28 protein-coding genes are annotated in these 25,408 nt (G+C 69.9%); 19 read left to right on the top strand and 9 right to left on the bottom strand.

Going from position 1 to position 25,408, the window contains the following annotated elements; translation table 11 throughout:
* Position 1: 1 nt before the first annotated feature.
* Complete coding sequence (locus UK23_RS15545; RefSeq protein ID WP_045312219.1) at positions 2-466, bottom strand: hypothetical protein; 465 nt, start codon at positions 464-466, stop codon at positions 2-4.
* Positions 467-531: 65 nt separating this feature from the next.
* Here UK23_RS15545 and ggt point away from each other — a divergent pair, with 65 nt between their 5' ends.
* The 6 genes from ggt to UK23_RS15570 all read left to right on the top strand — a co-directional run bounded on the left by ggt (position 532) and on the right by UK23_RS15570 (position 6,293).
* Positions 532-2,316 carry a gamma-glutamyltransferase gene (gene ggt / locus UK23_RS15550; RefSeq protein WP_045312220.1) on the top strand — a complete coding sequence of 595 codons (1,785 nt, stop codon included), beginning with the start codon at positions 532-534 and terminating at the stop codon, positions 2,314-2,316.
* Positions 2,317-2,394: 78 nt separating this feature from the next.
* Positions 2,395-3,942 (top strand): PucR family transcriptional regulator, encoded by a 1,548-nt coding sequence (locus UK23_RS15555; RefSeq protein WP_045312221.1) that lies wholly within the window; start codon positions 2,395-2,397, stop codon positions 3,940-3,942.
* A gap of 85 nt (positions 3,943-4,027) precedes the next feature.
* Positions 4,028-5,287, top strand: coding sequence for an NAD(P)/FAD-dependent oxidoreductase (locus UK23_RS15560; RefSeq protein WP_045312222.1), 1,260 nt, complete (start codon positions 4,028-4,030; stop codon positions 5,285-5,287).
* Between the two features lie 4 nt (positions 5,288-5,291).
* Positions 5,292-5,453: a hypothetical protein gene (locus UK23_RS51570; protein ID WP_156213132.1), complete on the top strand. Its 162-nt coding sequence runs from the start codon at positions 5,292-5,294 to the stop codon at positions 5,451-5,453.
* A 121-nt stretch (positions 5,454-5,574) separates the two neighbouring features.
* Complete coding sequence (locus UK23_RS15565) at positions 5,575-6,003, top strand: GreA/GreB family elongation factor (protein ID WP_045312223.1); 429 nt, start codon at positions 5,575-5,577, stop codon at positions 6,001-6,003.
* A 17-nt stretch (positions 6,004-6,020) separates the two neighbouring features.
* Positions 6,021-6,293 carry a DUF3040 domain-containing protein gene (locus UK23_RS15570; RefSeq protein WP_045312224.1) on the top strand — a complete coding sequence of 91 codons (273 nt, stop codon included), beginning with the start codon at positions 6,021-6,023 and terminating at the stop codon, positions 6,291-6,293.
* Positions 6,294-6,382: 89 nt separating this feature from the next.
* Here the strand turns inward: UK23_RS15570 and UK23_RS15575 are convergent, their stop codons facing one another.
* Genes UK23_RS15575 through UK23_RS15585 form a run of 3 tightly spaced genes read right to left on the bottom strand, consistent with a single transcriptional unit; the run spans position 6,383 to position 8,642 of the window.
* The gene (locus UK23_RS15575) at positions 6,383-6,901 is read right to left on the bottom strand and encodes a DinB family protein (protein WP_045312225.1); all 519 of its coding nucleotides are present in this window, start codon (positions 6,899-6,901) and stop codon (positions 6,383-6,385) included.
* A gap of 11 nt (positions 6,902-6,912) precedes the next feature.
* Entirely contained in the window at positions 6,913-8,040 is a 1,128-nt protein-coding gene (locus UK23_RS15580) for a hypothetical protein (protein WP_045312226.1), read from the bottom strand.
* On the bottom strand, positions 8,040-8,642 hold the full coding sequence (locus tag UK23_RS15585; protein ID WP_082114680.1) for an RNA polymerase sigma factor: 603 nt from the start codon (positions 8,640-8,642) through the stop codon (positions 8,040-8,042). The genes UK23_RS15580 and UK23_RS15585 overlap by 1 nt, the downstream gene beginning before the upstream one ends.
* A 119-nt stretch (positions 8,643-8,761) precedes the next feature.
* Between UK23_RS15585 and UK23_RS51575 the strand changes: the two genes are divergently transcribed.
* From UK23_RS51575 to UK23_RS15645, 13 genes are all read left to right on the top strand, one after another.
* Positions 8,762-8,911, top strand: coding sequence for a hypothetical protein (locus tag UK23_RS51575; RefSeq protein WP_156213133.1), 150 nt, complete (start codon positions 8,762-8,764; stop codon positions 8,909-8,911).
* Positions 8,912-8,958: 47 nt separating this feature from the next.
* Positions 8,959-9,507 carry a peptide deformylase gene (gene def, locus UK23_RS15590; protein WP_045312228.1) on the top strand — a complete coding sequence of 183 codons (549 nt, stop codon included), beginning with the start codon at positions 8,959-8,961 and terminating at the stop codon, positions 9,505-9,507.
* A gap of 2 nt (positions 9,508-9,509) precedes the next feature.
* Positions 9,510-10,436 carry a methionyl-tRNA formyltransferase gene (fmt, locus tag UK23_RS15595; RefSeq protein WP_045312229.1) on the top strand — a complete coding sequence of 309 codons (927 nt, stop codon included), beginning with the start codon at positions 9,510-9,512 and terminating at the stop codon, positions 10,434-10,436.
* Positions 10,437-10,599: 163 nt separating this feature from the next.
* The gene (locus UK23_RS15600) at positions 10,600-12,084 is read left to right on the top strand and encodes an RsmB/NOP family class I SAM-dependent RNA methyltransferase (RefSeq protein WP_082114681.1); all 1,485 of its coding nucleotides are present in this window, start codon (positions 10,600-10,602) and stop codon (positions 12,082-12,084) included.
* 217 nt (positions 12,085-12,301) lie between these two features.
* Positions 12,302-12,802 carry a flavoprotein gene (locus tag UK23_RS15605; RefSeq protein WP_045312231.1) on the top strand — a complete coding sequence of 167 codons (501 nt, stop codon included), beginning with the start codon at positions 12,302-12,304 and terminating at the stop codon, positions 12,800-12,802.
* Positions 12,803-12,847: 45 nt separating this feature from the next.
* Positions 12,848-13,339, top strand: a complete 492-nt coding sequence (locus tag UK23_RS15610) for a hypothetical protein (protein ID WP_045312232.1) — start codon at positions 12,848-12,850, stop codon at positions 13,337-13,339.
* A 116-nt stretch (positions 13,340-13,455) separates the two neighbouring features.
* On the top strand, positions 13,456-14,121 hold the full coding sequence (gene rpe, locus UK23_RS15615; RefSeq protein ID WP_082114684.1) for a ribulose-phosphate 3-epimerase: 666 nt from the start codon (positions 13,456-13,458) through the stop codon (positions 14,119-14,121).
* A gap of 14 nt (positions 14,122-14,135) precedes the next feature.
* Positions 14,136-15,119 carry a bifunctional diaminohydroxyphosphoribosylaminopyrimidine deaminase/5-amino-6-(5-phosphoribosylamino)uracil reductase RibD gene (ribD, locus tag UK23_RS15620; protein ID WP_045312263.1) on the top strand — a complete coding sequence of 328 codons (984 nt, stop codon included), beginning with the start codon at positions 14,136-14,138 and terminating at the stop codon, positions 15,117-15,119.
* 8 nt (positions 15,120-15,127) lie between these two features.
* Positions 15,128-15,748: a riboflavin synthase gene (locus tag UK23_RS15625; protein WP_045312234.1), complete on the top strand. Its 621-nt coding sequence runs from the start codon at positions 15,128-15,130 to the stop codon at positions 15,746-15,748.
* Positions 15,745-17,007: a bifunctional 3,4-dihydroxy-2-butanone-4-phosphate synthase/GTP cyclohydrolase II gene (locus UK23_RS15630; protein ID WP_045312235.1), complete on the top strand. Its 1,263-nt coding sequence runs from the start codon at positions 15,745-15,747 to the stop codon at positions 17,005-17,007. Before UK23_RS15625 ends, UK23_RS15630 begins: the two co-directional genes overlap by 4 nt.
* Complete coding sequence (gene ribH, locus UK23_RS15635) at positions 17,004-17,501, top strand: 6,7-dimethyl-8-ribityllumazine synthase (RefSeq protein ID WP_045312236.1); 498 nt, start codon at positions 17,004-17,006, stop codon at positions 17,499-17,501. Before UK23_RS15630 ends, ribH begins: the two co-directional genes overlap by 4 nt.
* Positions 17,498-17,941 carry a PH domain-containing protein gene (locus UK23_RS15640; protein ID WP_045312237.1) on the top strand — a complete coding sequence of 148 codons (444 nt, stop codon included), beginning with the start codon at positions 17,498-17,500 and terminating at the stop codon, positions 17,939-17,941. Before ribH ends, UK23_RS15640 begins: the two co-directional genes overlap by 4 nt.
* A gap of 36 nt (positions 17,942-17,977) precedes the next feature.
* A complete protein-coding gene (locus UK23_RS15645) occupies positions 17,978-18,625 on the top strand; it encodes a dihydrofolate reductase family protein (protein ID WP_045312238.1) in 648 nt (215 codons plus the stop codon).
* On the opposite strand, the gene UK23_RS15650 is transcribed toward UK23_RS15645, so the two are convergent.
* The 5 genes from UK23_RS15650 to UK23_RS15665 all read right to left on the bottom strand — a co-directional run bounded on the left by UK23_RS15650 (position 18,622) and on the right by UK23_RS15665 (position 25,345).
* Positions 18,622-19,047: a DUF1761 domain-containing protein gene (locus tag UK23_RS15650; protein ID WP_045312239.1), complete on the bottom strand. Its 426-nt coding sequence runs from the start codon at positions 19,045-19,047 to the stop codon at positions 18,622-18,624. The two genes, UK23_RS15645 and UK23_RS15650, sit on opposite strands and share 4 nt — an antisense overlap.
* Before the next feature lie 184 nt (positions 19,048-19,231).
* On the bottom strand, positions 19,232-20,686 hold the full coding sequence (locus UK23_RS15655) for a S8 family peptidase (RefSeq protein ID WP_156213134.1): 1,455 nt from the start codon (positions 20,684-20,686) through the stop codon (positions 19,232-19,234).
* A 128-nt stretch (positions 20,687-20,814) separates the two neighbouring features.
* Positions 20,815-20,970 carry a hypothetical protein gene (locus UK23_RS51580; protein ID WP_156213135.1) on the bottom strand — a complete coding sequence of 52 codons (156 nt, stop codon included), beginning with the start codon at positions 20,968-20,970 and terminating at the stop codon, positions 20,815-20,817.
* Positions 20,971-21,032: 62 nt separating this feature from the next.
* A complete protein-coding gene (locus UK23_RS15660; protein ID WP_156213136.1) occupies positions 21,033-22,322 on the bottom strand; it encodes a hypothetical protein in 1,290 nt (429 codons plus the stop codon).
* A gap of 203 nt (positions 22,323-22,525) precedes the next feature.
* Positions 22,526-25,345 (bottom strand): aconitate hydratase, encoded by a 2,820-nt coding sequence (locus UK23_RS15665; RefSeq protein ID WP_045312242.1) that lies wholly within the window; start codon positions 25,343-25,345, stop codon positions 22,526-22,528.
* Positions 25,346-25,408 lie beyond the last annotated feature (63 nt).

The following is a 25,408-nucleotide window of genomic DNA, read 5'->3' on the forward strand; positions in this document are numbered from 1 at the left end:
CTCAGCCCTCGTAGTACGAGCGCAGCTGGGCGATGTGCGCGCGGATCTCCTCGTCGGTCAGCTTCTCGTACTCCAGGTACTCGCTCATGTACGTCATCAGGTCGCCGCGCTCGGGGTGGTCCTCGCTCGCGATCACGTGCGCCGTCGTGCCCGCGATGCCCGCTGGGAACAGCAGGAAGCCGTCGATGCCCGCCATCGTGTCGAAGGAGGCGTTCTTGGCCTCCCACAACGTCCAGACGTCCTCCTCGCGCCCGCACTCGGCGAGCAGCAGCGCGGCGAGACCCATCGTCTCGCTCAGGCCCCAGCCCTCGCGGTGGGACGCCGTCTCGGCGGCCAGGAGGTGGCGCAGCAGGTCCGCGTCGCCTTCGCGGTGGTCGCGCAGCAGCAGGCGAAGCGCGTCGTCGCGGTCAGCCTCGTCGAGCGGGGTGTTCGCGAAATCCGTTCGCAACCGGTCAAGATCGATCACCCCCGCACCTTATGCCTTCCTCAAGGAGGGTTGCATGCGGTGTTAAGGGAGGATGAAGTGTGCGCATGTTGCGAACGGTCGCCGCCTTGACGCTCTCCGTCGTACTGGTCGCCCCTGCTGCTGCTCAGGCAGGCGCGGCGGAAACACCTCCACGCGTGCCCGAGCAGGTCGGCAGGGGCGGTGCCGTCTCCAGCGTCGACCCCGACGCGTCCCAGATCGGTATCGACGTCCTCCGCAGAGGAGGCAACGCCGTCGACGCCGCCGTCGCCACCGCCGCCGCGCTCGGCGTGACCGACCCGTTCTCCGCGGGCATCGGCGGAGGCGGCTTCTTCGTCTACTACGACGCCCGCACCGGTCGGGTGTCCACTCTGGACGGACGCGAGACCGCCCCGCGCGCCGCGACCGACCAGCTCTTCGTCGAGAACGGCACGCCGCTGCCGTTCGCCGAGGCGGTGACCAGCGGTCTGTCGGTGGGCGTTCCCGGTACGCCCAAGACCTGGCAGCAGGCGCTGCGCAAGTGGGGTTCGCTGAACCTGCGCGAGGCCATGGCGCCCGCGGAAGCGTTGGCACGGCGTGGTTTCGTCGTGGACCAGACGTTCAACACGCAGATCGCCAACAACGCCGCGCGGTTCGCCGACTTCACCTCGACCCGCGACCTCTACCTGCCCGGCGGTCAGCCGCCCGCGGTCGGCAGCACGTTCCGCAACCCGCAGCTCGCCGACACCTACCGCGAGCTCGCCCGCACCGAGCTCGCCTCCCTCTACGGCGGGCAGGTCGGCCGCGAACTGGTCAAGGCCGTCCAGCAGCCGCCGGTGGTGCCCGGCTCGACCCGCAACGTCCGCAAGGGCGCCATGGAGATCTCCGATCTGGCCCGCTACCAGGTCGAACGCCGCGAGCCGACGCACACGCGCTACCGCGGCCTCGACGTGTACGGCATGCCGGCCCCGTCGTCCGGCGGCACGACCGTCGGCGAGGCCCTGAACATCCTGGAGTCGACCGACCTGGCGAACGTCTCCGACGTCCAGTACCTGCACCGCTTCCTCGAGGCGAGCCGGCTCTCGTTCGCCGACCGCCTGCGCTGGGTGGGCGACCCGGCCTTCAGTCGCGTTCCTACCGACGGCCTGCTCTCGCAGAAGTTCGCCGACACCCGCGCGTGCCTGATCAAGTCCGACACCGTGCTGTCCGCGCCGCAGCCGGCCGCCGACCCGGACAACCCCAAGGCGTGCGAGGCCACCGCGGGCCCCTCGCTGCTGCGGGAGGACGCTGAACGCACCACGCACCTCACGGTCGCCGACCGATGGGGCAACGTCGTCGCCTACACGCTGACCATCGAGTCGGAGGGCGGCAGCGGCATCGTCGTCCCCGGCCGCGGCTTCCTGCTGAACAACGAGCTCACCGACTTCGAGTTCGTCGCGCCGACCCCCGGCGTCCCGCACCCGAACCTGCCCGGCCCCGGCAAGCGCCCGCGTTCGTCGATGGCCCCGACCATCGTGCTGGACCACGGCAAGGTCAAGCTCGCCGTCGGTTCACCGGGCGGCGCGACGATCATCACCACGGTCCTGCAGATCCTGACCGCACGCCTGGACCGCGACATGTCCCTGCTCGACGCCGTGGCGGCCCCGCGCGCCTCCCAGCGCAACTCGGCCACGAACACCACCCCGGCCGAGGCGGAGTTCATCGCCGACCAGGAGGTCGTCCCCGGCCTGCAGGCGATCGGCCACAAGTTCAGCCTGAACGCCGAGATCGGCGCCGCGACCGGTGTCGAACGCGCGAAGGACGGCCGCTGGCGCGCGGTGGCCGAACCGAAGCGGCGCGGTGGAGGTGCGGCCCGCGTGGTGTGGGTGGGCTGAGCCTGTCGTTGTGGCTCCCTGTCCTCGTTGTGCCCGCCGTCTACGGTGGCGTCAGCAGCGGGGACAGGGAGTTCGTTCATGGTGAGGCTGGACCGTCTGGTCAACGTGCTGGGTGGCTACGGGGTCCGGTTGTGCTGCTGCCCCGTGCCGCGCTCGGCGGAGTTGCGCGGTGTGGTGCTTCGTGACGTCACCGACGACCGCGCCGAGGTCGGCGACGTGTTCCTCGCCGTCGGTGCCGAGTCGGTGGCCGACGCTGTGCGATGGGCGGTGACGGCGCGTGCTCTCGTCGTGCTCGTCCGGGGTGACGAGGAATTCCTGGCGGATGCCGTGGCCGTGGGGGAGGCCGAGGGCGTCGCGGTGATGCTGGCCGATCCGGCACTGTCGTGGAGTCAGCTGGCCGGCGTGGTCTACGGGCTGGTGCTGGAGGGGCGGGAAACCGAGTCCGGGCGCGGTCCCACCGACCTGTTCGCCCTGGCGGACAGCCTCGCCGACGCCACTGGCGGCGCGGTGACCATCGAGGACCCGCTGTCCCGCGTGCTGGCCTATTCGAGCCCGCAGCAGGAGGTCGACGCGGCCCGGCTGGAGACCATCATGGGCCGGCAGGTGCCCGCGTGGGTCCGGGAGTTCTTCGACGCGGCGGGAGTGCGGGCGCACCTGCTGGCGTCGGACGAGCCGCTGTTCGTCGCCGGGGAACCCGCGCGGGGCCTCACCGGGCGGACGGTCGTCGCGGTCCGGGTGGGCCGGGAACTGCTGGGCGCGGTCTGGGTGGCGTGCCCCGGCCCGTTGGAACGGGCCAGGCTCACGGCGCTGACCGACGGTGCCCGGACCGTGGCGTTGCACCTGCTGCGGTTGCGGGCGAGTGCCGATCTGGAGCGGCAGGTCGAGTCCGAGCTGGTGTTCCGCCTGCTGGAGGGCACGGCGGACGCGGCGACCGTGGTCAGTCGGCTCGGATTGCCGCCGGGCCTGGCGAGGGTGGTCGCGGTTCGCGCGCATGTGGGCGACGAACGGCACGCGGCGGTGCTGCTGGCGTTCGAACAGGCGACGACCGGGTTCGGCTGGTCGCGGCCGGGACGCAGCGCGTTGTCGGGTACGGGCGTCTACACGATCCTGCCGGGGGAGCGGGTGGCCGCGGCGCGGGACTGGCTGGCGGCGCTGACGGCGGCCCTGCCCCCGAACGTGGTCGTGTCGGCCGGCATCAGCTCGGTCGCCGAGGCCGCGGACCTGCCCGCCGCCCGGCAGGAGGCGGACGAGTGCCTGGCACTGCACGAGACGCGGACCGGTGGCACCGCGCCGCCCGCCTACGACGAGTCGTGGGACGAGATCCTGCTGCAGCGCCTGCGCACCGCGGCACGGGTCGGCCGGACGCCCGGGCGTGGGCCGGTCGCGGAACTGCGCAGGCACGACGCCGAGCACGGCACCGGCTTCGTGGCGACGTTGCGGGCGTGGCTGGAGGCGCAGGGTGATCTGGCCGCGGCGGGCGAGCGGCTCGGCGTGCACGGCAACACGGTGCGCAACCGGCTGCGGAAGATGAGCGACGTGACGAGTCTCGACCTGGACGACGCGGGCAAGCGGGTCGCGATGTTGATCGACCTCGCGGCCACGGTGTCGGAAACCGACAACCACTGACCCCTCAATTGTGCGGAACGGACAGCGGGTTCGTGTTGCGGCCGCCGCATCCTGGCATCAGGACAAGCGATGACAGGAGGCCGGAATGGTCGGCGTCGAACGCCTCGATGGCGGTCCACGCTCCGCAGTGGTGGTCGGGGCGGGTGTGGTGGGGCTGTCCACCGCGTGGTTCCTGCAGGAACGCGGCGTCGAGGTCACGGTGGTCGACCGGGCCGGTGTCGCGGCCGGTGCCTCGTGGGGCAACGCGGGGTGGATCGCGCCCGGACTGGCGATCCCGCTGAACGAACCGGCGGTGCTGCGCTACGGCCTGCGGTCCCTGCTCAGCCCGGCCGCGCCGCTGCACATCCCGCTGACCGCCGACCTGGGCCTGTGGTCGTTCCTGACGCGGTTCGCCGCCCACTGCAGGTGGTCGTCGTGGACCAGGGCGGTCAGGGCGAACCTGCCCCTCAACGAGGAGAGCATCGAGGCCTACGACGTGCTCACGGCCAATGGCGTGGAGGCACCCACCGTCGACGCCCCGATCACGGCCGCCTTCACCTCGTCCGCACAGGCCCAGAGCCTGGTGCGAGAGCTGCACAAGCTCGCCGCGGCGGGACAACCGGTCGAGCACACCGAACTGTCCACATCGGACTTGCGAAAGCAGATCCCGTTGGCGTCGAACGCACTCACGGCCGGAGTGCGCATCGAGGGGCAGCGCTTCGTCGATCCCGGCGAGTTCGTGCGGACACTGGGCCGCTCGGTCGTCGCCCGAGGAGCCACCATCCGTTCGTTCGAGGTGGCCGACATCGCCGTGGACAACGCCGGCGTCGTCGTGAAGGCCACTGACGGCAACGCGATCTCCGCCGACGCCGCCGTCGTGGCCACCGGTGCCTGGCTGCCTCGGCTGGCGTCACGGTCCGGTGTCCGCACGCCGGTGCGGGCCGGGCGCGGGTACTCGTTCACCGTGCCCGTGCGGGAGCCGGTCGACGGCCCGGTGTACCTGCCGGAGGTCCGCGTGGCGTGCACGCCGTACCAGGGCGGGCTCCGCGTCGCGGGCACCATGGAGTTCCGCGACCCCGACGCACCACTGGACGAGGCACGCGTCGACGCGATCATCGCGTCGGTCCGGCCGCTGCTCGACGGTGTGCGCTGGGACGACCGCACCGACGTCTGGGTGGGCCCGCGCCCGGTCACGCCGGACGGGCGCGCGCTCATCGGCGCGACCCGCACCCCCGGCGTCTACGTCGCCGGCGGGCACGGCATGTGGGGTCTGGCGCACGGGCCGATCACCGGACGGCTGCTGGCCGAGCAGATCACGACCGGCAAACAGCCCGCCGCCCTGCGCGAGTTCGACCCGCTGAGGTGACGCCGTGGAAGCCGGACACACGCCGCTGACCGAAGACGAGCGCACCGAACTCGAGTGGCTGCGCACGGAGAACGACTTCCTCCGCGTCCAGCGCGACATCCTCCTGCGCGTCGCCACCGGCTACGCCCACGACGTCGAGACGATGCTGCGCCGCCGCCACCACTGACCCTCTCCCTGTCCGTGCGGGTCGCGGGCCGACGAACCCGATCAGCACGGACGCCCCCGCCGTCAGGGCGGTACCTCCCCCAGACCGCCCTGACGGCACTTACACCCGGAGGCACCTCGCCATGACCGCACAACGCCTTTGGCTGACACCGCAGGCACACCACCGGCTCCGCAACGAACTGACCGCCCTCCTCGCGCCGGCACCCGGCCAGCGCGTGCCGGACCGGACACGGGACCTGCGCATCCGCGAGATCAGCGACCTGCTCACCAACGCGGTGGTGGGCGAGGACCCTCCCGACGACGGCATCGCCGAACCCGGCATGGTGCTCACCGTCCGCTTCGACGACACGGGCGAGACCGAGACGTTCCTGCTGGGCGTGCGCGGAGCCGAGCACGGCACGATCGAGGTCTACTCCGCGGACTCACCACTGGGAACGGCCGTGCACGGCGCACGCCCCGGCGAGCAGCGCGCCTATCGCGTGCCCAGCGGTGCCACGGTTCGCGTCACCCTGCTCAACGCCGTGCCCTACAGCCTCGTTCGCGGCCGGTGAAGTCCAGGAGGTGTGCCGTGCTCAGTGACCACGAACGCGAGACGCTGTGCGAGATCGAACGCCGGCTCCGCGACGAGGATCCCCGCCTCGCCCAGGCCCTCGAGAACGCCGAACAACCCCATGTTCGTGATCGCCGCGGTCTCGGCTGGTCAGCCGTGATCATCGCCGCCGGCCTACTGGGCGCGCTCATGCTGACACTCGGGCAACCCGCGGCCGCGCTCGTGTTCGCGCTGACGGCCGGGTGGGCTTGGGGACGGCAACGCCAGATCTGGCCCGGCAACCGCCCCTGACGCCACTCACGACGCGCCGCGGACTGTCAGACCCCCTCACTAGTATTGAAATTGGGGGAACCCGGCCGGTGTCGTGTGTGTGGTGGGCGCTATTTGTTCGTGCGGCCGTCGATGGCTTCGCGGATCAGGTCGGCGTGACCGTTGTGCTGCGCGTACTCCTCGATCATGTGGATGTAGAGCCACCGCAGGGAGATCTCACCCCACCGCTCGTGCACGAAGGTGTCGTCGAGGTCCCGCGTCGCTCCGGCCGCGCGGGCCTCGTCCATCTCGGCGACCAGGTCGGCGTACTCGGCCGCGGCGCGAGCCGGGTCCATGTGCTCGAAGGCGGCGTCCCAGTTCGGGGGCTGTGCGTAGCGGGGCTTGATGTCCTCGCCTGCCAGCCGGATGCGGAACCAGACGCGTTCCACGTCGGCGAGGTGGCGGATCAGGCCCAGCAGCGTGAGGTTGGACGGCGGCGTGGACGGCGTGGCGAGCTGCTCGCCGGTCAGTCCCGCGCAGTTCTGCAGGAACGTGGCCCGATGGCGGTCGAGCCACGTCTCCAGCATGGGGCGGTCCGGCCCGACGAACGGCTCGTCGGGCAGCGCTGCTTCCGGTGCGGTCCAGGTCATGTGTTCCGACCTTAGGTAACGCCGCCCGTGTAGACGATCTGTTTGTCGGCGTTGCGGGCCGTGACGTGCACCGTGTCGAACGATATGCGCGCACCGTCGCCTGGGAGTGTGACCATGAAGAAGCCGTCGACGACGTCCGCGGTCACCGGTGGTCCACCATCGGCGGACACCTCGACCGTCGTGGCAGTGCGGTTGGTCCGGACGGCCAGGACGAAGGCACCATCGCCGGCGTAGCCACCGACCATCTTCGCGCCCTGCAGGTCGGGCGGAGCCGTGGAGATCTGGTGCAGCGCGCCGGAGTTGCCAGGGCCCGGCGAGAAGAAGCAGGTGGCCCATTCGCGGTTGGCGCGGTGGGCGAGCAGAAGGCCTGTCTTGTCGGCAGAGCCGTTGGCCAGCAACGGTTGCCAGCCCTGCAGCTCGTCGGACCTGGTGCCTTCGGTGGCGGCGTTGTCGGCGCACCTGGCCAGCAGGTTCACTGGAGCCGACGGGCTGTCGTCACCGCTTTCGAAGCTGTCTGCGCTCTCGGCGCCAGGGAGCTCGGCGCTGGGCGGCACCGGCACCGTGCGGTCTTCGAACACGACTTCGGTGATGCTGAGCGGGGTCGCCGAATAGGTGACGAAGAAGTCCGGGGTCACGACGGCGTCGGTGGAGGCACGGCTGTAACCGTTCTTCGCCTCGCGGACGCGGGCCGTGCGCGCGCCGAGGGGCGGAACACCCGCGGTGATGTTCTTGGAGCTGAACGTGACCGAGCCCGCCTCCAGCTGGACAGGCGCGGCGTTCGGCGGGACGACGCGGGCACGCGACCTGGTCAGCTCGCAGAAGCGGTTGTCCTTGCCCCGCAGCACCTTGCGGCCGTCGAACACGACCATCTGGGTGGACGGCCAGTTCTCGTCCTTCAGCGCGGCGCGGCAGCGGTTCAGGTCCTGGAGGGACGGCGCGACCACGCGGGCGTTGCCGGGATCCGCCCGGTCGACGAACGACTGCGTGAACGTGACGCCGCCCGCGACGAGGAGTGCGACGCCCGCGGCCACGGCGAGCGGGGTGTGGTTGCGGCTCGGGCGGGCCTCGGCGAAGTCCGGACGCATGCGTTCCTTGATCTCAGCGGGCAGCTTTCGGCGAGGTGGCAGGTCGATCGTCATCACTCCACCCCCAGGGTGTCGTCGGCGAGTTCCTTGCGCAGGCGGGTGCGGGCGCGGGAGATGCGCGAGCGCACGCTCACCTCGGCCACGCCCAGTGCTTCCGCAGCCTCCGCGACGGGCAGCTCGCCCAGCAGCACCAGTTCGACGGCCTCGCGTTCGGCGCGGGGGAGGCGTTCGACGGCTGCCAGCACTCGGCTGAGGCGTGACTCGTGGTCGAGCGACGACGCGACCTCGTCCGCGTGGTCACGCTGCACGTCGTTGCGGGGCACGCGGAGCAGGAGCCGGCTGAACCGGGCCTTGCGGCGGAACTCGGAGCGCGCCAGGTTGCCCGTCACGGTGAACAGCCACGGCAACGCGCTGTCACGGACCAGTGTCATCTCGTTGCGGCGGCGCCAGGCCGTCAGGAACGTCGCCGACGTCAGGTCCTCGGCCGTCGACCACGACGCCGTGAGCCGGTAGGCGTGGTTCCACACCGCCTCGGCGTAACGGTCGTAGAGCTCGCCGAACGCGTGCTCGTCACCTCGTGCCCACAGATCGGCGTCCGACGGGGCGTCGTCGCGCACGGCGGCCGCCCCCTCCCAGCTCGGTCGCATCAGCCTCATGACCTGGAGGTGTCCACCTTCCGGCCGAGTGTTGCACGTGATCTTCCTACCTCGGGCTGATGACGGCTCGATACTGCAAGCCGATGTGGGCTGACCTGCGCGAACGGCACAGTTGTGACATGACGACGACAACTGTTGGCACCACGGCAGGGACTCACTTCGACTTCCACGCGATCTTCCGCCCCGTCTGGACGGCGCTGCGGTTCACCGGCCACTTCGTCGCGGCGCTGGTCGGCGTGATCTTCCTCGGCAGCGCGTCCGAGCACTGACCGCGCTCCTCGTAGACTGGCCTCCAGTCCACCACGAGGAGCACTGCGTGACCGTCCAACCCATCCGCCTGTTCGGCGACCCGGTGCTGCGCACCGCTGCTGTCGAGGTCACCGACTTCGACAAGGAACTGCGCACCCTCGTCAAGGACCTGTGGGACTCGATGCAGGACGCCGGCGGAGCGGGACTCGCCGCGCCTCAGCTCGGCGTTGGGCTGCGCGTGTTCACCTACCACTGCGACGGCTTCGCGGGACACCTGGTCAACCCGACGTGGGACGTGGTCGGCGAGGAGATGCAGGAAGGCCCCGAGGGCTGCCTGTCCATCCCTGGCATGTCGTGGGACTGCAAGCGCCACCTGCACGTCGTGGCCAAGGGCTGGAACATGCACGGTGATCCGGTCGAGGTCGAGGGCACCGAGACCCTGGCCCGCTGCATCCAGCACGAGACGGACCACCTCGACGGCGTGTTGTTCCTGGACCGCCTCGACGCCGACACCCGCAAGCTGGCCATGAAGGAAATCCGGCAGGCCGAGTGGTTCGACGGTACGGTCCCCACCTTGAAGCAGAGCCCGCACCCACTCTTCGGCAGGTCCAGCTGACCATGCGACTCGTGTTCGCCGGTACGCCCGAGGTCGCACTTCCCTCGCTGCGCGCCTTCATCGACTCCTCCCGCCACGACGTCGTCGCCGTGGTCACCCGTCCCGACGCCCCCTCCGGCCGTGGCCGAAAGCTCGAGCGCTCACCCGTCGCCGCGCTCGCTGACGAGCACGGCATCGAGGTGCTGACGCCTGTGAAAGCCGGCGAACCCGAGTTCCTGGACCGCCTGCGCGCACTCGAACCCGACCTGTGCCCGGTCGTGGCCTACGGGAACCTGCTGCCGCAGCGGACGCTCGACATTCCCGAGTTCGGCTGGGTCAACCTCCACTTCTCCGTGCTGCCCGCGTGGCGCGGCGCCGCGCCGGTGCAGGCCGCCGTGCGCAACGGCGACGACATCACGGGCGCCTCGACCTTCCGCATCGTGAAGGAGCTCGACGCGGGCCCGGTGTTCGGCGTGGTGACCGAGAAGGTCCGCGACCGCGACACCTCCGGCGACCTGCTCACCCGGCTGTCCGAGTCCGGCGCCCAGCTGCTCCTGTCCACTGTGGACGGCATCGAGGACGGCACTCTGCGCGCCGTCGAGCAGCCCTCCGACGGTGTCACCTACGCGGCCAAGATCACCGTCGAGGACGCGCGCCTCGACTTCACCACGCCCGCCGTGGCCGTGGACCGCCTGGCGCGCGCGGTCACGCCGGAGCCCGGCGCGTGGGCCGAGTTCCGGGGCGAGCGCTTGAAACTCGGTCCGGTGACGCCCGTGGACGACGTGACGCTGCCCGCCGGCGAGGTGCTGGTCGAGCGCAAGCGCGTGCTCGTGGGCACGGCGACCACCGCGGTCGCTCTCGGTGACGTGCAGGCGCAGGGCAAGAAGCGCATGGCCGCCACCGACTGGGCGCGCGGTGTGCGCATCGAGGCGGGGGAGCGCATCTCATGAAGCGCTCGACCATGACCCGTGGTGTGACCTCCTCATCTGGTGTGTGGCGCGCGGGTTTTGCGCGCGTGGGCTCGGTATTCGGTTGTGGCGCGGCGCTCGGGCGCGTGCCGGCAGAGACTTATTCGGCGGGCGTTGGCCTTGCTGTCGCAGGAGAGTGCATCGCATGACCGGCCACTCACGTGGAGCTTCCAAACCTTCTCGTCCGAGCAGGCCGCACCCGCCGCGCCGGCGGACCGGGCCCTCACGGCCACCCGTGGAGGACCCGGCACGCCTCGCGGCGCTGGAGACGTTGCGGGCGGTGCGGCAGCGCGACGCGTACGCGAACCTCGTGCTGCCGGCACTGCTGCGCGAGCGCCGCATCACCGGCCGTGATGCCGCGCTGGCCACCGAGCTCACCTACGGCGCGTCGCGAGCCCAGGGGCTGCTCGACGCCGTCATCGAGGCGTGCTGCGACCGGCCGTTGTCCGAAGTGGACGGTTCGGCGCTCGACGCGCTGCGGCTGGGTGCGTATCAGCTGCTGCGCACCCGGATTCCGTCGCACGCCGCGGTCGCCTCGACCGTCGACCTCGTGCGGGCCGAGCTCGGGTCTGGCATCGCCGGCTTCGTCAACGCCGTCCTGCGCCGGGTCTCCGAGCAGGACGAGGCCGCCTGGGTCGACGAGCTCGCGCCCGACCCGGACACCGACCCGATCGGCAACCTCGCCTTCACCCACGCCCACCCGCGCTGGATCGCGCAGGCGTTCGCGGAGGCTCTCGGCAGCCGCGAGGAGCCGCTGAAGCGCGCCCTCGAGGCGGACGACGCCAGGCCCGCCGTGCACCTGGTGGCACGGCCCGGCGAGGTGAGCGCCGACGAGCTCGCCGCCATCACGGGCGGCGACGTGGCGCCGTACTCGCCCTACGGCGTGCACCTGGAGGCCGGAGCGGGCGACCCGGGCGATCTCGAGCCCGTCCGGGAACGCCTCGCCAACGTCCAGGACGAAGGCAGCCAGCTGTGCGCACTCGCCCTCACACGCGCGACCCTAGAGGGCAGTGACGACACTGGTACGGACGACCGCTGGCTGGACCTCTGCGCCGGACCCGGCGGCAAGGCCGCGCTGCTCGCCGCACTGGTCGGCCTCGAAGGCGGCGAGCTGATCGCCGTCGAGAAGGCACCCCACCGCGCCGAGCTCGTGCGCAAGCTCACCTCAGGCCTGCCGGTGACCGTGCACGTGGCCGACGGCCTCGAGACCGACTTCGTCGAAGGGGCGTTCGACCGCGTACTGGTCGACGCGCCCTGCACCGGTCTCGGTGCCCTGCGCAGGCGCCCGGAGGCGCGGTGGAGGCGCCAGCCCGCCGACGTCGGCACGCTCACGAAGCTGCAGCGCGAGCTGCTCACCGAGGCGTTGCGACTGGTGCGACCAGGCGGCGTCGTGGCTTATGTCGTGTGCTCACCTCATCTCTCTGAAACCGTCGGGGTGGTGGCGGACGTCGCCCGGCGAACCGGGGCGGAAGTGCTGGACACGCGGGAGCTCTTCCCGGGAGTTCCGGACCTCGGGGAAGGCCCGCACGTCCAGCTCTGGCCCCATCTGCACGGCACCGACGCGATGTTCTGCGCGGTGCTGCGACGCCCAGTTCGAGCGCTCGGGAATGACGCTAGCGACGGGGTCTGACAGGTTCGGGCCCGGTGGGCCCCAGATCGGGGTGCGACGGTGTCGGATTCACCGGTTCGGGTGATGGCCGGTGGGTGCGGACGCTCGAGCTCCTGGTGAGCGGCAGGTCGGGCACGGGGCAGTCGACCGTGCTCAACCTGTTGGCGCAGAAGGGTTTTCGCGCGGGGGTGGAACGGCAGGCGGTGCTCGCCCGACCATCCCACCTAAGATCGCCCGCATGACACGTGGGCTGCTCGGACTGGTGGCAAGCGGCTGCGGCGGCGTCGAGACCTGGTTCCGCACCGAGCTCGCCGAACCCGCGGCACAACGGGGCTGGCGCCTCGCGATCACCCTCACGCCGACGGTCGTCCCGTGGTTCGAGGAAGCGGACGAGCTGGACAAGCTGCAGGCGCTCACGGACCTCGAGGTCCGCTGGCACCCGCGGATGCCGAGCCAGCCCAAGCCCTACCCGACGCCCGACGCGTTCATCTTCGCCCCCGCCAGCGCGAACTCGGTGGCCAAGCTCGCCCTGGGCATCGGCGACAACCAGGCGCTGACCGCGTTGAACGAGGGCATCGGAGTCGAGGGCTGCAAGGTCGTCGTCATGCCCCAGGCCAGCGCGGACAAGCGCCGGCACCCGATGTGGGACACGCACGTCGAGACGCTCACGAAGGCGGGTGTCGTGGTGGTCACCGACGTGGCTCCCGGCGCGCTCCTCGACCTGCTCGAGTCGAGTTGAGCCGTCAGCCGTAACGCTCGGAGGAACCGAGCGGACAAGGCGAGCGTGAATGCCATCGCACCCGCGATCATCGCGGCGGTCGCCGCGCTCCTCGGTGCCACGCTGGGAGCCCTGGTCGAACCGATCAAACTGTCCGCAGCGCGCCGGGCACGCATTCGTCAGGAGCGACTGGAGCGATGCGCCGAGACTGCCCACGAGGCTCGAGGCCTCGCAATTGCGGTGAACCGGCGCCATCGAGGCGAGCACATCGGTGGTGGCCAGGACGATTGGACCGAGATCGCAGAGCAGCACCACGTCGCGCGGGCGAAGCTGCGAACGATCACCGCGGTGCTCAAGATGCTGGGTCCTGATGAGCTCGCCGAGGCGGCCGTGAAAGTCCACGCGGCAGACGAGACGCTGTCCGTCGGGCGCTTCGAGGAATCGCCTGCCGCCCCGGACGGCCGACCGATCAGCATTCCTCCTCAGCTGCTGGCGTTCAGAGACGCGCTCGACGCCGCGGTGTCCGACTTCGCGGACATCGCTCGAAGGCACGTGTGAGGACAGGACGTCGAGACGCTCACGAAGGCGGGTGTCGTGGTGGTCACTGACGAGGCTCCCGGCAGGCTCCTCGACCTGCCGGACACCTAGACTTCACCCTTGTGGTCCACACGCCGATGATCGCCCCCAGCATCCTGTCCGCCGACTTCGCGCGCCTCGCCGACGAGCTCGCCGCGGTGCCCACGTCGGACTGGATCCACGTCGACGTCATGGACAACCACTTCGTGCCGAACCTGACGCTCGGCCTGCCCGTGGTGAAGTCGCTGCTCAAGGTCACCGACATCCCGATCGACTGCCATCTGATGATCGAGGACCCGGACCGCTGGGCCATCGGGTACGCGGAGGCCGGCGCCTACAACGTGACCGTGCACGCCGAGGCCGCGAACGACCCGGTCAAGCTCGCCAAGGACCTCAAAGCCGCTGGTAGCAAGGCTGGTCTCAGCATCAAGCCCGGTACGCCGCTGGAGCCGTACGTCGACGTGCTCAAGCACTACGACACGCTGCTGGTGATGTCCGTGGAGCCCGGCTTCGGCGGACAGAGCTTCATGGCCGACGTGCTCGAGAAGGTGCGGCAGGCCAGGCATCTCGTCGACACCGGGCACCTCAGGCTGCTCGTGGAGATCGACGGCGGCATCAACGCCGACACCATCGAACAGGCCGCGCAGGCCGGGGTGGACTGCTTCGTCGCCGGGTCCGCCGTGTACGACGCCGCCGATCCGGGCAAGGCCGTCGAGGCACTGCGCGCGCAGGCAGCCGGCGCCCAGGGGATCAGGACCACGTGACGCCCGAGGACGCGATGGTGCTCGCCATCGCGGAGAGCGAACGGGTGCGGGGCACCACGAGCCCCAACCCGCCGGTCGGGTGCGTCATCCTGGACGAACACGGCAAAGCGGTCGGGTTCGGCGGCACCCAGCCACCCGGTGGTCCGCACGCCGAGGTCATGGCGCTCAAGGAGGCCGGGACGAAGGCCCAGGGCGGCACGGCGGTCGTCACGCTCGAGCCGTGCTCGCACTTCGGCCGCACGCCGCCGTGCGCGGAAGCGTTGCAGGAAGCGGGCATCAAGCACGTCATCCACGCGGTGACCGACCCGAACCCCAGAGCGGCGGGCGGCGCGCGACGTCTCGAAGAAGCCGGCATCACGGTCGAGAGTGGTCTACTCGCTGATGAGGTCAGCAACGGACCACTGCGCGCGTGGCTGCACTACGCGCGCACGGGACGCCCGCACGTCACGTGGAAGTACGCGGCGTCGCTGGACGGCAGGGTCGCGGCACAGGACGGCACCAGCCGGTGGATCAGTTCGGAGACCTCCCGCAAGGAGGTGCACGACATGCGCACGAAGCTCGACGCCATCGTCGTCGGCACCACCACGGTCAAGAAGGACGACCCGGCGCTCACGGCCCGCGACGACGACGGAATGCCGTTGCCCCGCCAGCCGTTGCCCGTGGTCGTGGGCATGAGCGACCTGCCGGACGGGGCGAAGCTCCAGCACACCGCGCTGCACCTGCGCACGCACGACCCGGACGAGGTCCTGCGCGCGCTCGCCGAGCGCGGGGTCGTCGACGTGCTGCTGGAAGGCGGTCCAACTGTGGCCGGCGCGTTCCTCAAAGCGGGCATGATCGACCGTGTGCTCGCCTACATCGCGCCCGCGCTGCTCGGGGACGGCCCCGCTGCCGTGCTGGGCGCCGGCGTGTCAACCATCACGGACGCTGTCCGGCTGACCGTGGAAGACGTCACCATGAGCGGACCGGACTTGCGGATCAGCGCGGTTCCGCAAATTTAGGAGGAACGGTGTTCACCGGGATCGTCGAGGAACTCGGCCACGTGGTCGCGGTTCAGGACCTGCCCGACGCGGCGCGGATCCGCGTCTCCGGGCCGATCGTCACGAGCGACGCGAAGCACGGCGACTCCATCGCGGTGAACGGCGTCTGCCTCACCGTCGTGGAGGTCGAGGACAACACCTTCACCGCTGACGTGATGCGCGAGACCCTCACGCGCAGCAGCCTCGCGAAGATCGCGGAGGGCGACAAGGTCAACCTGGAGCGCGCGGCCGCGGTCGGCCAGCGCCTCGGCGGCCACATCGTGCAGGGTCACGTCGACGGCACGGGCACGATCCTCGCGCGGGAGAAGGCCGAGCACTGGGAGATGGTCCACATCGGACTGCCACCCCAGCTCGCCCGCTACGTCGTGGAGAAGGGCTCGATCACCGTCGACGGCGTCTCCCTCACGGTTGTCACTGTGAGTGAAGACCAGTTCACGGTGAGTCTCATCCCCACCACGCTCGACCTCACCACGCTCGGTCACCGGCTGCCAGGCGACGCGGTGAACCTCGAGGTCGACGTGCTGGCGAAGTACGTCGAACGACTGGCCGTCCCGCACCTGCGGGCCATTGCGGGCGAGGAGGCCCAGTGAGCACCGACTTCGCTGAGATCGAGCGGGCGATCAAGGACATCGCCGCCGGACGGCCCGTGGTCGTGGTCGACGACGAGGACCGCGAGAACGAGGGCGACCTGATCTTCGCCGCCGAGAAGGCGACGCCGGAGTTGCTCGCGTTCATGGTGCGCTACACGTCCGGCTACATCTGCGTGCCGCTCACCGAGTCCGACTGCGACCGGCTCGACCTGCCGCCGATGTTCCACACGAACCAGGACGTGCGTGGCACCGCGTACACGGTCACGGTCGACGCGCGTGAGGGTGTCAGCACCGGCATCTCGGCCGCGGACCGCGCCCGCACGATCCGGCTGCTCGCCGACCCGACCTCGAAGGCCAGCGACTTCAACCGTCCCGGTCACGTCGTTCCGCTGCGCGCGAAGGCCGGTGGCGTGCTGCGCCGTCCTGGCCACACCGAGGCCGCCATCGACCTGGCGCGCCTGGCCGGGTTGTCGCCCGCCGGTGTGCTCTGCGAGATCGTGTCGCAGAAGGACGAGGGCGACATGGCCCGCCGCGACGAGCTGGAGGTCTTCGCCGCGGACCACGACCTCGCGATCATCACCATCGCGGACCTGATCGCGTACCGCCGCCGCGTCGAGACCCAGGTCGAACGCGTCGCGGAAGCCCGGATCCCGACCGCGCACGGCGTGTTCACGGCCGTCGGCTACGACAGCCTGCTCGACGGCATCGAGCACGTCGCGCTGGTGTACGGCGAGATCGGTGACGGCGAGGACGTGCTGGTGCGAGTGCACTCCGAGTGCCTCACCGGCGACGTCCTCGGCTCGTTGCGCTGCGACTGCGGCCCGCAGCTCGACGCGGCGATGGAAGCCGTTGCGGCGCAAGGACGTGGCGTCGTGCTGTACATGCGCGGGCACGAGGGCCGCGGCATCGGCCTGATGCACAAGCTGCAGGCCTACCAGCTGCAGGACCAGGGCGCGGACACCGTGGACGCGAACCTCGCGCAGGGCCTGCCCGCCGACGCGCGCGACTACGGCACGGGCGCGCAGATCCTCGTGGACCTCGGCATCAAGTCCATGCGGCTGCTGACGAACAACCCCGCGAAACGCGTCGGCCTCGAGGCTGGCTACGGTCTACGGGTGCTGGACCGGGTGCCGCTGCCGATCTCCCCGAACCCGGAGAACCTGCGGTACCTGCGCACCAAGCGCGACCGGATGGGCCACGAGCTGAACCAGCTGGAGCAGTACGAGGCCGTCGTTTCCGCTACGGAGGACCAGGAATGAGTGGCGAGGGCCGTCCAGAGCAGACCCCGCTCGACGGCAGTGGCCTGAGCGTCGGGATCGTCGCGACGCGCTGGAACAGCAAGATCACCGACCAGCTCCTCGAACGTGCCCTGAAGGCCGCAGAGGAAGCCGGTTGCGCCGACACGACCGTCGTGCGCGTCGCGGGCGCGATCGAGCTTCCCGTTGTGGTGCAAGAGCTCGCGCGTCACCACGACGCCGTCGTCGCGCTGGGCGTGGTGATCCGCGGCGGCACCCCGCACTTCGAGTACGTGTGCGACTCGGTGACCGACGGGCTCACCCGCGTCGCGCTGGACGAGTCGACGCCGGTCGGCAACGGCGTGCTGACGTGCAACACCGAGGAGCAGGCCGTGGCCCGTGCCGGGTGGCCGGACTCGGTGGAGGACAAGGGTTACGAGGCGACCGCGGCCGCGATCGACACGGCGCTGGTGCTGCGCGGGCTGCGTCAGCCGTGGACCGAGCGGGGCTTCGAGTGACCCCCGAGTTGAACGCCGTGGTGTTCCGCCCCAAGAAGATCCGCCGCGTCGCGTGGGCGTGCGCGGTCGGCCTGATCGCCGTGTTCACGGTCGTCGGGCTGCTGCTCGGCAACACCCCGACCGGCGTGATCTTCCGGGCTTCCGACCAGGTCGCGATGATCGTCCTGGGCTTCCTGCTCGCGGGCGGCGTGCTGCTGCTGACCCGTCCGCGCGTCACCGCCGACGCCTCGGGTGTCGACGTGCGCAACGTCGTGACGTCCCACCACTTCGAGTGGAAGGACGTGCTCTCGGTGAGCTTCCCGGACGGTGCCGCGTGGGCGCGTCTGGAGCTGCCGGAGGACGAGTACATCTCGGTGATGGCCGTGCAGGCCGTGGACCGCGAGTACGCCGTCTCGTCCGTGCGCGCGCTGCGTGAACTCCACAAGGCCGCGAGGAGCTGACCGATGAGTTCTGCCGGCTCTGCGAGTCTTCACCACATGACTCAACTGCTGAGGGTGCAGAACTTCGTTGTTTCGAGCGACGGGGTCGCTGCGGGGGAGAACCAGAGCTTGGAGCAGCCGTTCGGTGACGGCGTCTCGCCCCAGCGGCTGTTCGCCTGGGCCGGTGCCACGGCCAGCTGGCCCAACCGCACCGACCCCGGTGGCAGCCGCGGTCTCGACGACTACTTCACCCGCGACTTCACGCAGAACATCGGCGCGGAGATCATGGGCCGCAACAAGTTCGGGCCCCAGCGCGGTCCGTGGACCGACCACGAGTGGCAGGGCTGGTGGGGTGACGAGCCGCCGTTCCACACGCCGGTGTTCGTGCTGACCCACCACGAACGCCCGTCCATCACGCTCGGTGAGACCACGTTCCACTTCGTCGGCGGCGAGCCGGCCGCCGTGCTCGACCAGGCCCGGGAAGCGGCGCAGGGCAAGGACGTCCGGCTCGGCGGTGGCGTCACCACCATCCGGGAGTTCCTCGACGCGGACCTCGTCGACACGCTGCACGTGGCGGTGTCTCCGATCGAGGTGGGCTCCGGCCTGAAGCTCTGGGAGTCGCCCGACGAGCTGCTCGACCGGTTCCACTGCGATGTCGTGCCCAGTTCGAGCGGCGTGACGCACCACCTGTTCTGGCGCCGCTAGATCCAGAGACCGAGGATCGCGCCCGCCAGCGCGAGCCCGACGATGTGATAGCCCGCTCCGATGGCCGCGAACGTCATCGGGGCGGGCTTCGTCATGTCGAAGGTTCCCGTCACGAAGATGGCGGGCAGGGCGACGCCGACACCGACGACGAGGCCGAGCAGGATGCCTTCCATGATGTTGTCGGTGCTCGACGCGGCAGCGATCATCGCCGTCGCGAGCGTGGCGACGAAGCAGGTGGCCAGCGGCACGACGTAGATCCCGGCGCCCGCGTTGTCCGGTGGGTTCAGGTCCCAGCCGGCGGCTCGTTGCCAGGCCCTGCCGAACGCGAACTCCGCGTACCACAAGGCACCGAGCGCGAAGTACGCGATGGTGGCCACGATGACGGCTAACCAGTTCAGGTCGCCGAGCAGGGTCAAGCTCATGACGTCTCCCGCGGTGATCAGGTGACTTGGCATCGCGGGGTGAACGTGCGCTGTTACCGGTGGTTCGGGCCCGGACATAACGGTGCCCGATGGATCTACCGGGAGATCTGGTGATGCACGCTGCCGTGAACGTGGGGGGAGAACGACGGAGGGCCGCCCACCGCAGCGGTGAGCGGCCCACCCGTCAGCTCACGGCCTTGAGGGCGTCGATCTCACCCGATCCGTAGAAGCTGTTGTGCCCCGCTCCTCCCTGGCACGTCTGCGGTTCCCCGCTGTTCTGCGGGAAGGCCGCGTAGATCGACGTGTCCGGGCAGGACAGCGGGTTGGTCGCCTGCTGGAGCTTGGCGGCCGCACCCGCGCTGCCCCGCTTGCTCAGCAGCAGCGCGGCCACACCGGCCACGTGCGGACCGGCCATCGAGGTGCCCTGCAGGTAGCAGTACTTCGCGCCGTTCTCGACCACCTGGCGCGCGCACGGCCGGTAGCTCGGGTAGGTCGACAGCACGCGGCCGTTCGGGGCGGCCGGGGTCAGCTGCAGGATCGCGTCGCCGCCCGGAGCGGCCACGTCGGCGGTCGAGACGCCGTAGCTGGAGTAGTACGACTTGAAGCGCTTGTTGCCCGTCGCCGTCACGCCGATGACGCCGGGCACCTCGACCGGGACGACCGCGCAGGCGTTGGTGATCTCCCGTTCCTGCTCGCTGCCGGGCGGGAAGTCGGGGCTGATCACGTCGACCTCGGGGTGCGAGAGGTCGGTGGCGTCGTTGCCCTCGGACGCCACGACGATCACGCCCTGGGACTGCGCGTACTTGATCGCCCTGCGCTCGGCCTTCCAGATCGCGCGCTGGTCGGCGTTGTTGCGGCAGTTGAAGAGCCACGGATCGGCGAAGTAGCTGTTGTTGGTGACGTTGATGCCGTGCGTGGCGGACCACATGTACGAGCAGATGACCATTTCCGGGAAGAAGTAGCCGTCGTCGTTGCTCGTCTTCACGCCGGCGATGCGCACGTTCGGCGCGACACCGATGATTCCGGTGCCGTTCGCGGCCGCCGCGATGGTGCCGGCGGTGTGGGTGCCGTGGCCGTTCTGGTCGTTGCCGGCCAGCAGCGGTGCCGGCGTGCCGCTCGAGCAGTCCGCGCTGCGCGACGCGTCGTAGTTCGGCGCGAGGTCCGGGTGCGTGAAGTCGAGGCCCGTGTCCAGGTCGCCCACGACGACCTGCCTGCTGCCGGGCGTGACCTGGTGCGCCTGCGGCACGTTGATCTGCTGCATGTCCCACTGCAGGCCGGACAACGAGTCGCCCCACGTGGCGGCGGCGGTCACGTCGTCCGCGGCATCGGCCTGGTCCGGCGCGAGCCGCATACCGAGACCCGTCGTCGCGGCGACGCCCTCGACGTTGTTCTGCTGCTTCATCGCGGCGGCGAAACCGGCGCTCGACGACCGGGCGATCGCGACGCCGATCTGGCTGTAGTTCGCGACAACGGTGCCGCCGGCGCTCGCGATGGTGTTCGCGGCGTTCGGCGACGAGGTGCCCTCGTGGTAGAGGACGACATAGGTGGACTCCGTCGCGGCACCGGCCTGGAACGCCGGGGCGACACACAGAGCCGCCCCGAGACCGGCGGCGGCCAGCAGTGCTCGTGGACGATTCAACAAATGTCTCACCGCTTCCCGTAGTAAGGGTGTTCACGGGAAAATCGAATCGGCGAGACGATTGTTACATCACATGCAATGCGCATTCACGTGATTACTGCGGGAATAGTTCTGTGAATGTGAAAGGGTCAGGGTGACGCGGGCGGGGCTGTGACGACCGTGCCGACCGTGTCCGTCACGGGTGGCACGATGTGCATCTCGTCGTCACGCTCGGCCTTCTTGCACGACGAGAGCACGAGCACCGCCAGCGCGGTGAGCAGAAGTGCGACATGACGCCGGCTCATCAACGCCTCCACTGGAGAAGTGGGTGCGGGCGGTCCCCGCACCCACCACGATACTGATCAACTCAGTTGCAGTTGTACGGGTTCAACTGAGCGCAGGCGGCTTCCATTCTCGTGGAGAACGCGACAGTGCCTCCGTTGTCGAGGTTGCCGGCTGAGATGATGCCGCCGACCTTCGCGCCGGTGGCCAGGATCTCGTCGATGACCGGGCCGCCGCTGTCACCGTGCTGCACGAGCTGGCCCCCGCTCTGGGCTTCAATGCGATCCAGTCCGCACACGTCGAGGTCGTCAACCCGATAGCAACCGTTCGTGCTCGTGACTCGGGCGTTGCAGGACATGAGGGTGAACGAACCGTTGGTGCACACGCGGTCGCCGGTCGCGAAGCTGAGGCGCGCGGTCTGATAGGTCAGCGTGTTCCCGCCGGTGAACTGGTAGTTGCCCATGGTCGACGTGCCCTGCGTCCTGATCGTGAGCGCGTCGATGCGACCGTTGCCCCACTGGACGTCGATGACCGGGCCAAGGCGTCCCCGCAGCACCAGCTGGTTCGCGGCGCGGTCGACGTGCCCCTGCCACACCATGTCGCCGTTGTGGAAGCAATGCCCGGCGGTGTGCAGGATCGTGCTGGAGAAGTTCTTCACCGCATCCGTGCACTGGGTGACGTTGACCGTGCCGTCACCGTTGTCGCGCCAGGTGAGGATCCTCTTGCCGGTGCTGTACGGCGCGTCGTCGAGCAACCGCGTCGAGTTCGGGCCAGAGGCGATGTTCGCACCCGGCCACACGATGTCGCTCTTCTTGACGACCGTGGTCTTCACAGCGGGGATCATGGGCGTGCCGGGGAAGATTTCGACCGCGTCGCCGTACCGCTCCGCGAACTCGCGCCGGACGGTGTCCAAGTCGGACTCCGCGGACACACCGACCTTCACCTTGTTGGCGACCTCGTCGACGTACCATTCGTAGATCTGCGTTCCGGGACGGATCTTCGCGGTCTGCGGGGCACCGACCCCGGCGAGTGTCCTGTTCAGTTCGGCGAGCGACCGCCGTTGCCTCTGCACGGTCACTTTCACCGTGTTCTGCGAGGAACGGGCCGCATTCCTGGTCGCTGCGCGCAGTGACGCGGAAGCGTCTCGGTTCGCCGCGACGCCGAGGACGTAGCCGCCGCGGGCAGAGTCGAACCGCATTCCGGTGTAGTCGTCGGGGTGCGCCCTGACCTGCTCGATCACCTTGGAGATCTGATCTTTGTCGACCGTCGTCTCCGCAGCGGGCGCCGCGGACGGCTGGCCGGCCGTCGCGATCAGGGCGAGTGCGGCCGATAACACCGAAATGGATGCGCGCAGCGCTGTTCTGCGATGTTTCATCTTGTCCCCCCAGGACAAATGTGTAAACACGAAAAATGTTCATCGCTCAGCGGGGAAGCTATCAGTGCATTCGATCTTCCGCCAGGTTGTACGGGTTCACTTGCACGCGAACCGCGGGACGCGCCCCCGATGGTCAGTCGGAGCCGAGACAGCGAAGGCCCGCCCGGAGAAAGTGTCCGGGCGGGCCTTGGTACTGCTGCTGACTAGCTGCGGACCATCTTGCGCAGGACGTACTGCATGATGCCGCCGTTGCGGTAGTAGTCGGCCTCACCGGGCGTGTCGATGCGGACGACCGCGTCGAACTCGACCTTGGTGCCGTCGGTCTTCGTGGCGACCACGTGGACCGTCGACGGGGTGGTGCCGTTGTTCAGTTCCGTGACGCCGGTGAAGTCGAACGTCTCGGTGCCGTCGAGGCCCAGGGACGCCGCGTTCTCGCCGGCGGGGAACTGCAGGGGCATGACGCCCATGCCGATCAGGTTGGAGCGGTGGATGCGCTCGTAGGACTCGGCGATGACGGCGCGGACGCCGAGCAGCGAGGTGCCCTTGGCGGCCCAGTCGCGCGACGAGCCGGAGCCGTATTCCTTGCCCGCGAGGACGACCAGCGGGACGCCGGCTTCCGCGTAGGCGACCGAGGCGTCGTAGATGGTGGTCTGCGGCGCGTCGGCTTCCAGGAAGTTGCGGGTGAAGCCGCCCTGGACGTCGTCGAGCAGGAGGTTGCGCAGGCGGATGTTCGCGAACGTGCCGCGGATCATCACCTCGTGGTTGCCGCGGCGGGAGCCGTAGGAGTTGAAGTCCTTGCGCTCCACGCCGTGCTCGGTCAGGTACTTGCCTGCGGGCGAGTCGGCCTTGATCGAACCGGCGGGGGAGATGTGGTCCGTGGTGACCGAGTCGCCGAGCAGGGCCAGCACTCGTGCGCCGGAGATGTCGGTGACCGGTGCCGGTTCCATCTCCATGCCCTCGAAGTACGGGGGCTTGCGGACGTAGGTGGACTCGGCATCCCACTCGAACGTGTTGCCGGTCGGCGTGGGCAGCGACTGCCAGCGCTCGTCACCGGAGAACACGTTGGTGTAGCCCTTGGTGAAGCCCTCCGCGGAGATCGAGGTCGAGATGACCTCGGCGATCTCGGCCGGCGACGGCCAGATCTCGGAGAGGTACACCGGCTTGCCGTCGGTGTCGAAGCCGAGCGGCTCGGTGGTGATGTCCTTGTCCATCGAACCGGCCAGCGCGTACGCCACCACGAGCGGCGGGGACGCGAGGTAGTTCATCTTGATGTCCGGGTTGATCCGGCCCTCGAAGTTGCGGTTGCCGGACAGCACCGAGACGACCGCGAGGTCGCCCTGCTGCACGCCCGCCGAGATCTCCTCCTGCAGCGGGCCCGAGTTGCCGATGCAGGTGGTGCAGCCGTAGCCGACCAGGTGGAAGCCGAGCTTCTCCAGGTACGGCATGAGGCCCGCGCGCTCGTAGTAGTCCATGACGACCTTCGAGCCCGGCGCCAGGGTCGTCTTGACCCACGGCTTGCGCTCGAGGCCGCGCTCGACGGCCTTCTTGGCCAGCAGGGCGGCACCCAGCATCACGGACGGGTTCGAGGTGTTGGTGCACGAGGTGATCGCGGCGATCGCGACGGCGCCGTGGTCCAGCTCGAACTCGTTGCCGTCGACGGTGACCTTGACCGGGTTCGACACGCGGCCGGTGGCACCCTCGGCGGCGGACTGGAACACCTTCGGCGCACCGGAGCCGTTGCCGCCCTCGTGGATGGCGACCGGGTCGCTGGCCGGGAACGTCTCGTCGACGGCCTCGTCCACGCCGGACAGCGCCGGGGAGTCGGTGTGCGCGACGTAGGCGCCCAGGGCCTGGCGGAACGCCTCCTTGGCGGAGGTCAGCTCGATGCGGTCCTGCGGGCGCTTCGGGCCGGCGATGGACGGGACGACCGTCGCCAGGTCCAGCTCCAGCGTCTCGGAGTAGACGGCCTCGCGGGACGGGTCGTGCCAGAGGCCCTGCTCCTTGGCGTAGGCCTCGACGAGCGCGATCTGCTCCTCGGAACGGCCGGTCAGGCGCAGGTAGTCGATGGTCTCGCCGTCGATCGGGAAGATGCCGACCGTGGAGCCGAACTCCGGCGACATGTTGCCGATGGTGGCGCGGTTCGCGAGCGGCACGGCGCCGACGCCCTCGCCGTAGAACTCGACGAACTTGCCGACGACGCCCTGCTTGCGCAGCATCTCGGTGATCGTCAGCACCAGGTCGGTGGCGGTGGCGCCTGCGGGCAGCTCACCGGAGAGCTTGAAGCCCACGACGCGCGGGATCAGCATGGAGACCGGCTGGCCGAGCATCGCGGCCTCGGCCTCGATGCCACCGACGCCCCAGCCCAGCACGCCGATGCCGTTGACCATCGTGGTGTGCGAGTCGGTGCCGACCAGCGTGTCCGGGTACGCCTGGCCGTTGCGGACCATGACGACGCGCGCGAGGTGCTCGATGTTGACCTGGTGCACGATGCCGGTGCCGGGCGGGACGACCTTGAACTCGTCGAACGCGGTCTGGCCCCAGCGCAGGAACTGGTAGCGCTCCTTGTTGCGCTGGTACTCCAGGTCGACGTTCAGCTCGAACGCGTCCGGGCGGCCGAAGATGTCGGCGATGACCGAGTGGTCGATCACGAGCTCGGCGGGCGCGAGCGGGTTCACCTTCTCGGCGTCGCCGCCCAGCTGGGTGACGGCCTCACGCATGGTGGCGAGGTCGACCACACACGGCACACCGGTGAAGTCCTGCATCACGACGCGGGCGGGCGTGAACTGGATCTCGGTGTTCGGCTCGGCGGCGGGGTCCCAGTTGGCGAGCGCGCGCACGTGGTCGGCGGTGATGTTCGCGCCGTCCTCGGTCCGCAGCAGGTTCTCCAGCAGGATCTTCAGGCTGAACGGCAGACGCTCTGCGCCCTCCACGGCGCTCAGCCGGAACACCTCGTAGGAGGAGTCGCCGACGTTGAGCGTGCCGCGGGCGCCGAAGCTGTCCTTACTAGTCACGTGCAACTCCATCTGGTGACAGCGCGGTGGTCAGTTCGGGGTACGGGGCAAGTCTTCCTCAACGGGTCGACCGGT

Origin of the sequence: Lentzea aerocolonigenes (assembly GCF_000955955.1) — a bacterium.
Taxonomy (GTDB): Bacteria; Actinomycetota; Actinomycetes; order Mycobacteriales; family Pseudonocardiaceae; genus Lentzea; species Lentzea aerocolonigenes_A.

Bases quoted from the DNA above. Each gene is read 5' to 3' on its own strand.
- ribD (WP_045312263.1), top strand. From the start codon at position 14,136: ATGGTGCTCGCCATCGCGGAGAGCGAACGGGTGCGGGGCACCACGAGC.
- UK23_RS15650 (WP_045312239.1), bottom strand. From the start codon at position 19,047: ATGAGCTTGACCCTGCTCGGCGACCTGAACTGGTTAGCCGTCATCGTG.
- rpe (WP_082114684.1), top strand. From the start codon at position 13,456: ATGATCGCCCCCAGCATCCTGTCCGCCGACTTCGCGCGCCTCGCCGAC.
- ggt (WP_045312220.1), top strand. From the start codon at position 532: ATGTTGCGAACGGTCGCCGCCTTGACGCTCTCCGTCGTACTGGTCGCC.
- ribH (WP_045312236.1), top strand. From the start codon at position 17,004: ATGAGTGGCGAGGGCCGTCCAGAGCAGACCCCGCTCGACGGCAGTGGC.
- UK23_RS15645 (WP_045312238.1), top strand. From the start codon at position 17,978: ATGACTCAACTGCTGAGGGTGCAGAACTTCGTTGTTTCGAGCGACGGG.
- UK23_RS15585 (WP_082114680.1), bottom strand. From the start codon at position 8,642: ATGAGGCTGATGCGACCGAGCTGGGAGGGGGCGGCCGCCGTGCGCGAC.
- fmt (WP_045312229.1), top strand. From the start codon at position 9,510: ATGCGACTCGTGTTCGCCGGTACGCCCGAGGTCGCACTTCCCTCGCTG.
- UK23_RS15575 (WP_045312225.1), bottom strand. From the start codon at position 6,901: ATGACCTGGACCGCACCGGAAGCAGCGCTGCCCGACGAGCCGTTCGTC.
- UK23_RS15565 (WP_045312223.1), top strand. From the start codon at position 5,575: ATGACCGCACAACGCCTTTGGCTGACACCGCAGGCACACCACCGGCTC.
- UK23_RS15600 (WP_082114681.1), top strand. From the start codon at position 10,600: ATGACCGGCCACTCACGTGGAGCTTCCAAACCTTCTCGTCCGAGCAGG.
- UK23_RS15580 (WP_045312226.1), bottom strand. From the start codon at position 8,040: ATGACGATCGACCTGCCACCTCGCCGAAAGCTGCCCGCTGAGATCAAG.
- UK23_RS15665 (WP_045312242.1), bottom strand. From the start codon at position 25,345: ATGGAGTTGCACGTGACTAGTAAGGACAGCTTCGGCGCCCGCGGCACG.
- UK23_RS15560 (WP_045312222.1), top strand. From the start codon at position 4,028: ATGGTCGGCGTCGAACGCCTCGATGGCGGTCCACGCTCCGCAGTGGTG.
- UK23_RS51575 (WP_156213133.1), top strand. From the start codon at position 8,762: ATGACGACGACAACTGTTGGCACCACGGCAGGGACTCACTTCGACTTC.
- UK23_RS51580 (WP_156213135.1), bottom strand. From the start codon at position 20,970: ATGAGCCGGCGTCATGTCGCACTTCTGCTCACCGCGCTGGCGGTGCTC.
- UK23_RS15605 (WP_045312231.1), top strand. From the start codon at position 12,302: ATGACACGTGGGCTGCTCGGACTGGTGGCAAGCGGCTGCGGCGGCGTC.
- UK23_RS15660 (WP_156213136.1), bottom strand. From the start codon at position 22,322: ATGAAACATCGCAGAACAGCGCTGCGCGCATCCATTTCGGTGTTATCG.
- UK23_RS15555 (WP_045312221.1), top strand. From the start codon at position 2,395: ATGGTGAGGCTGGACCGTCTGGTCAACGTGCTGGGTGGCTACGGGGTC.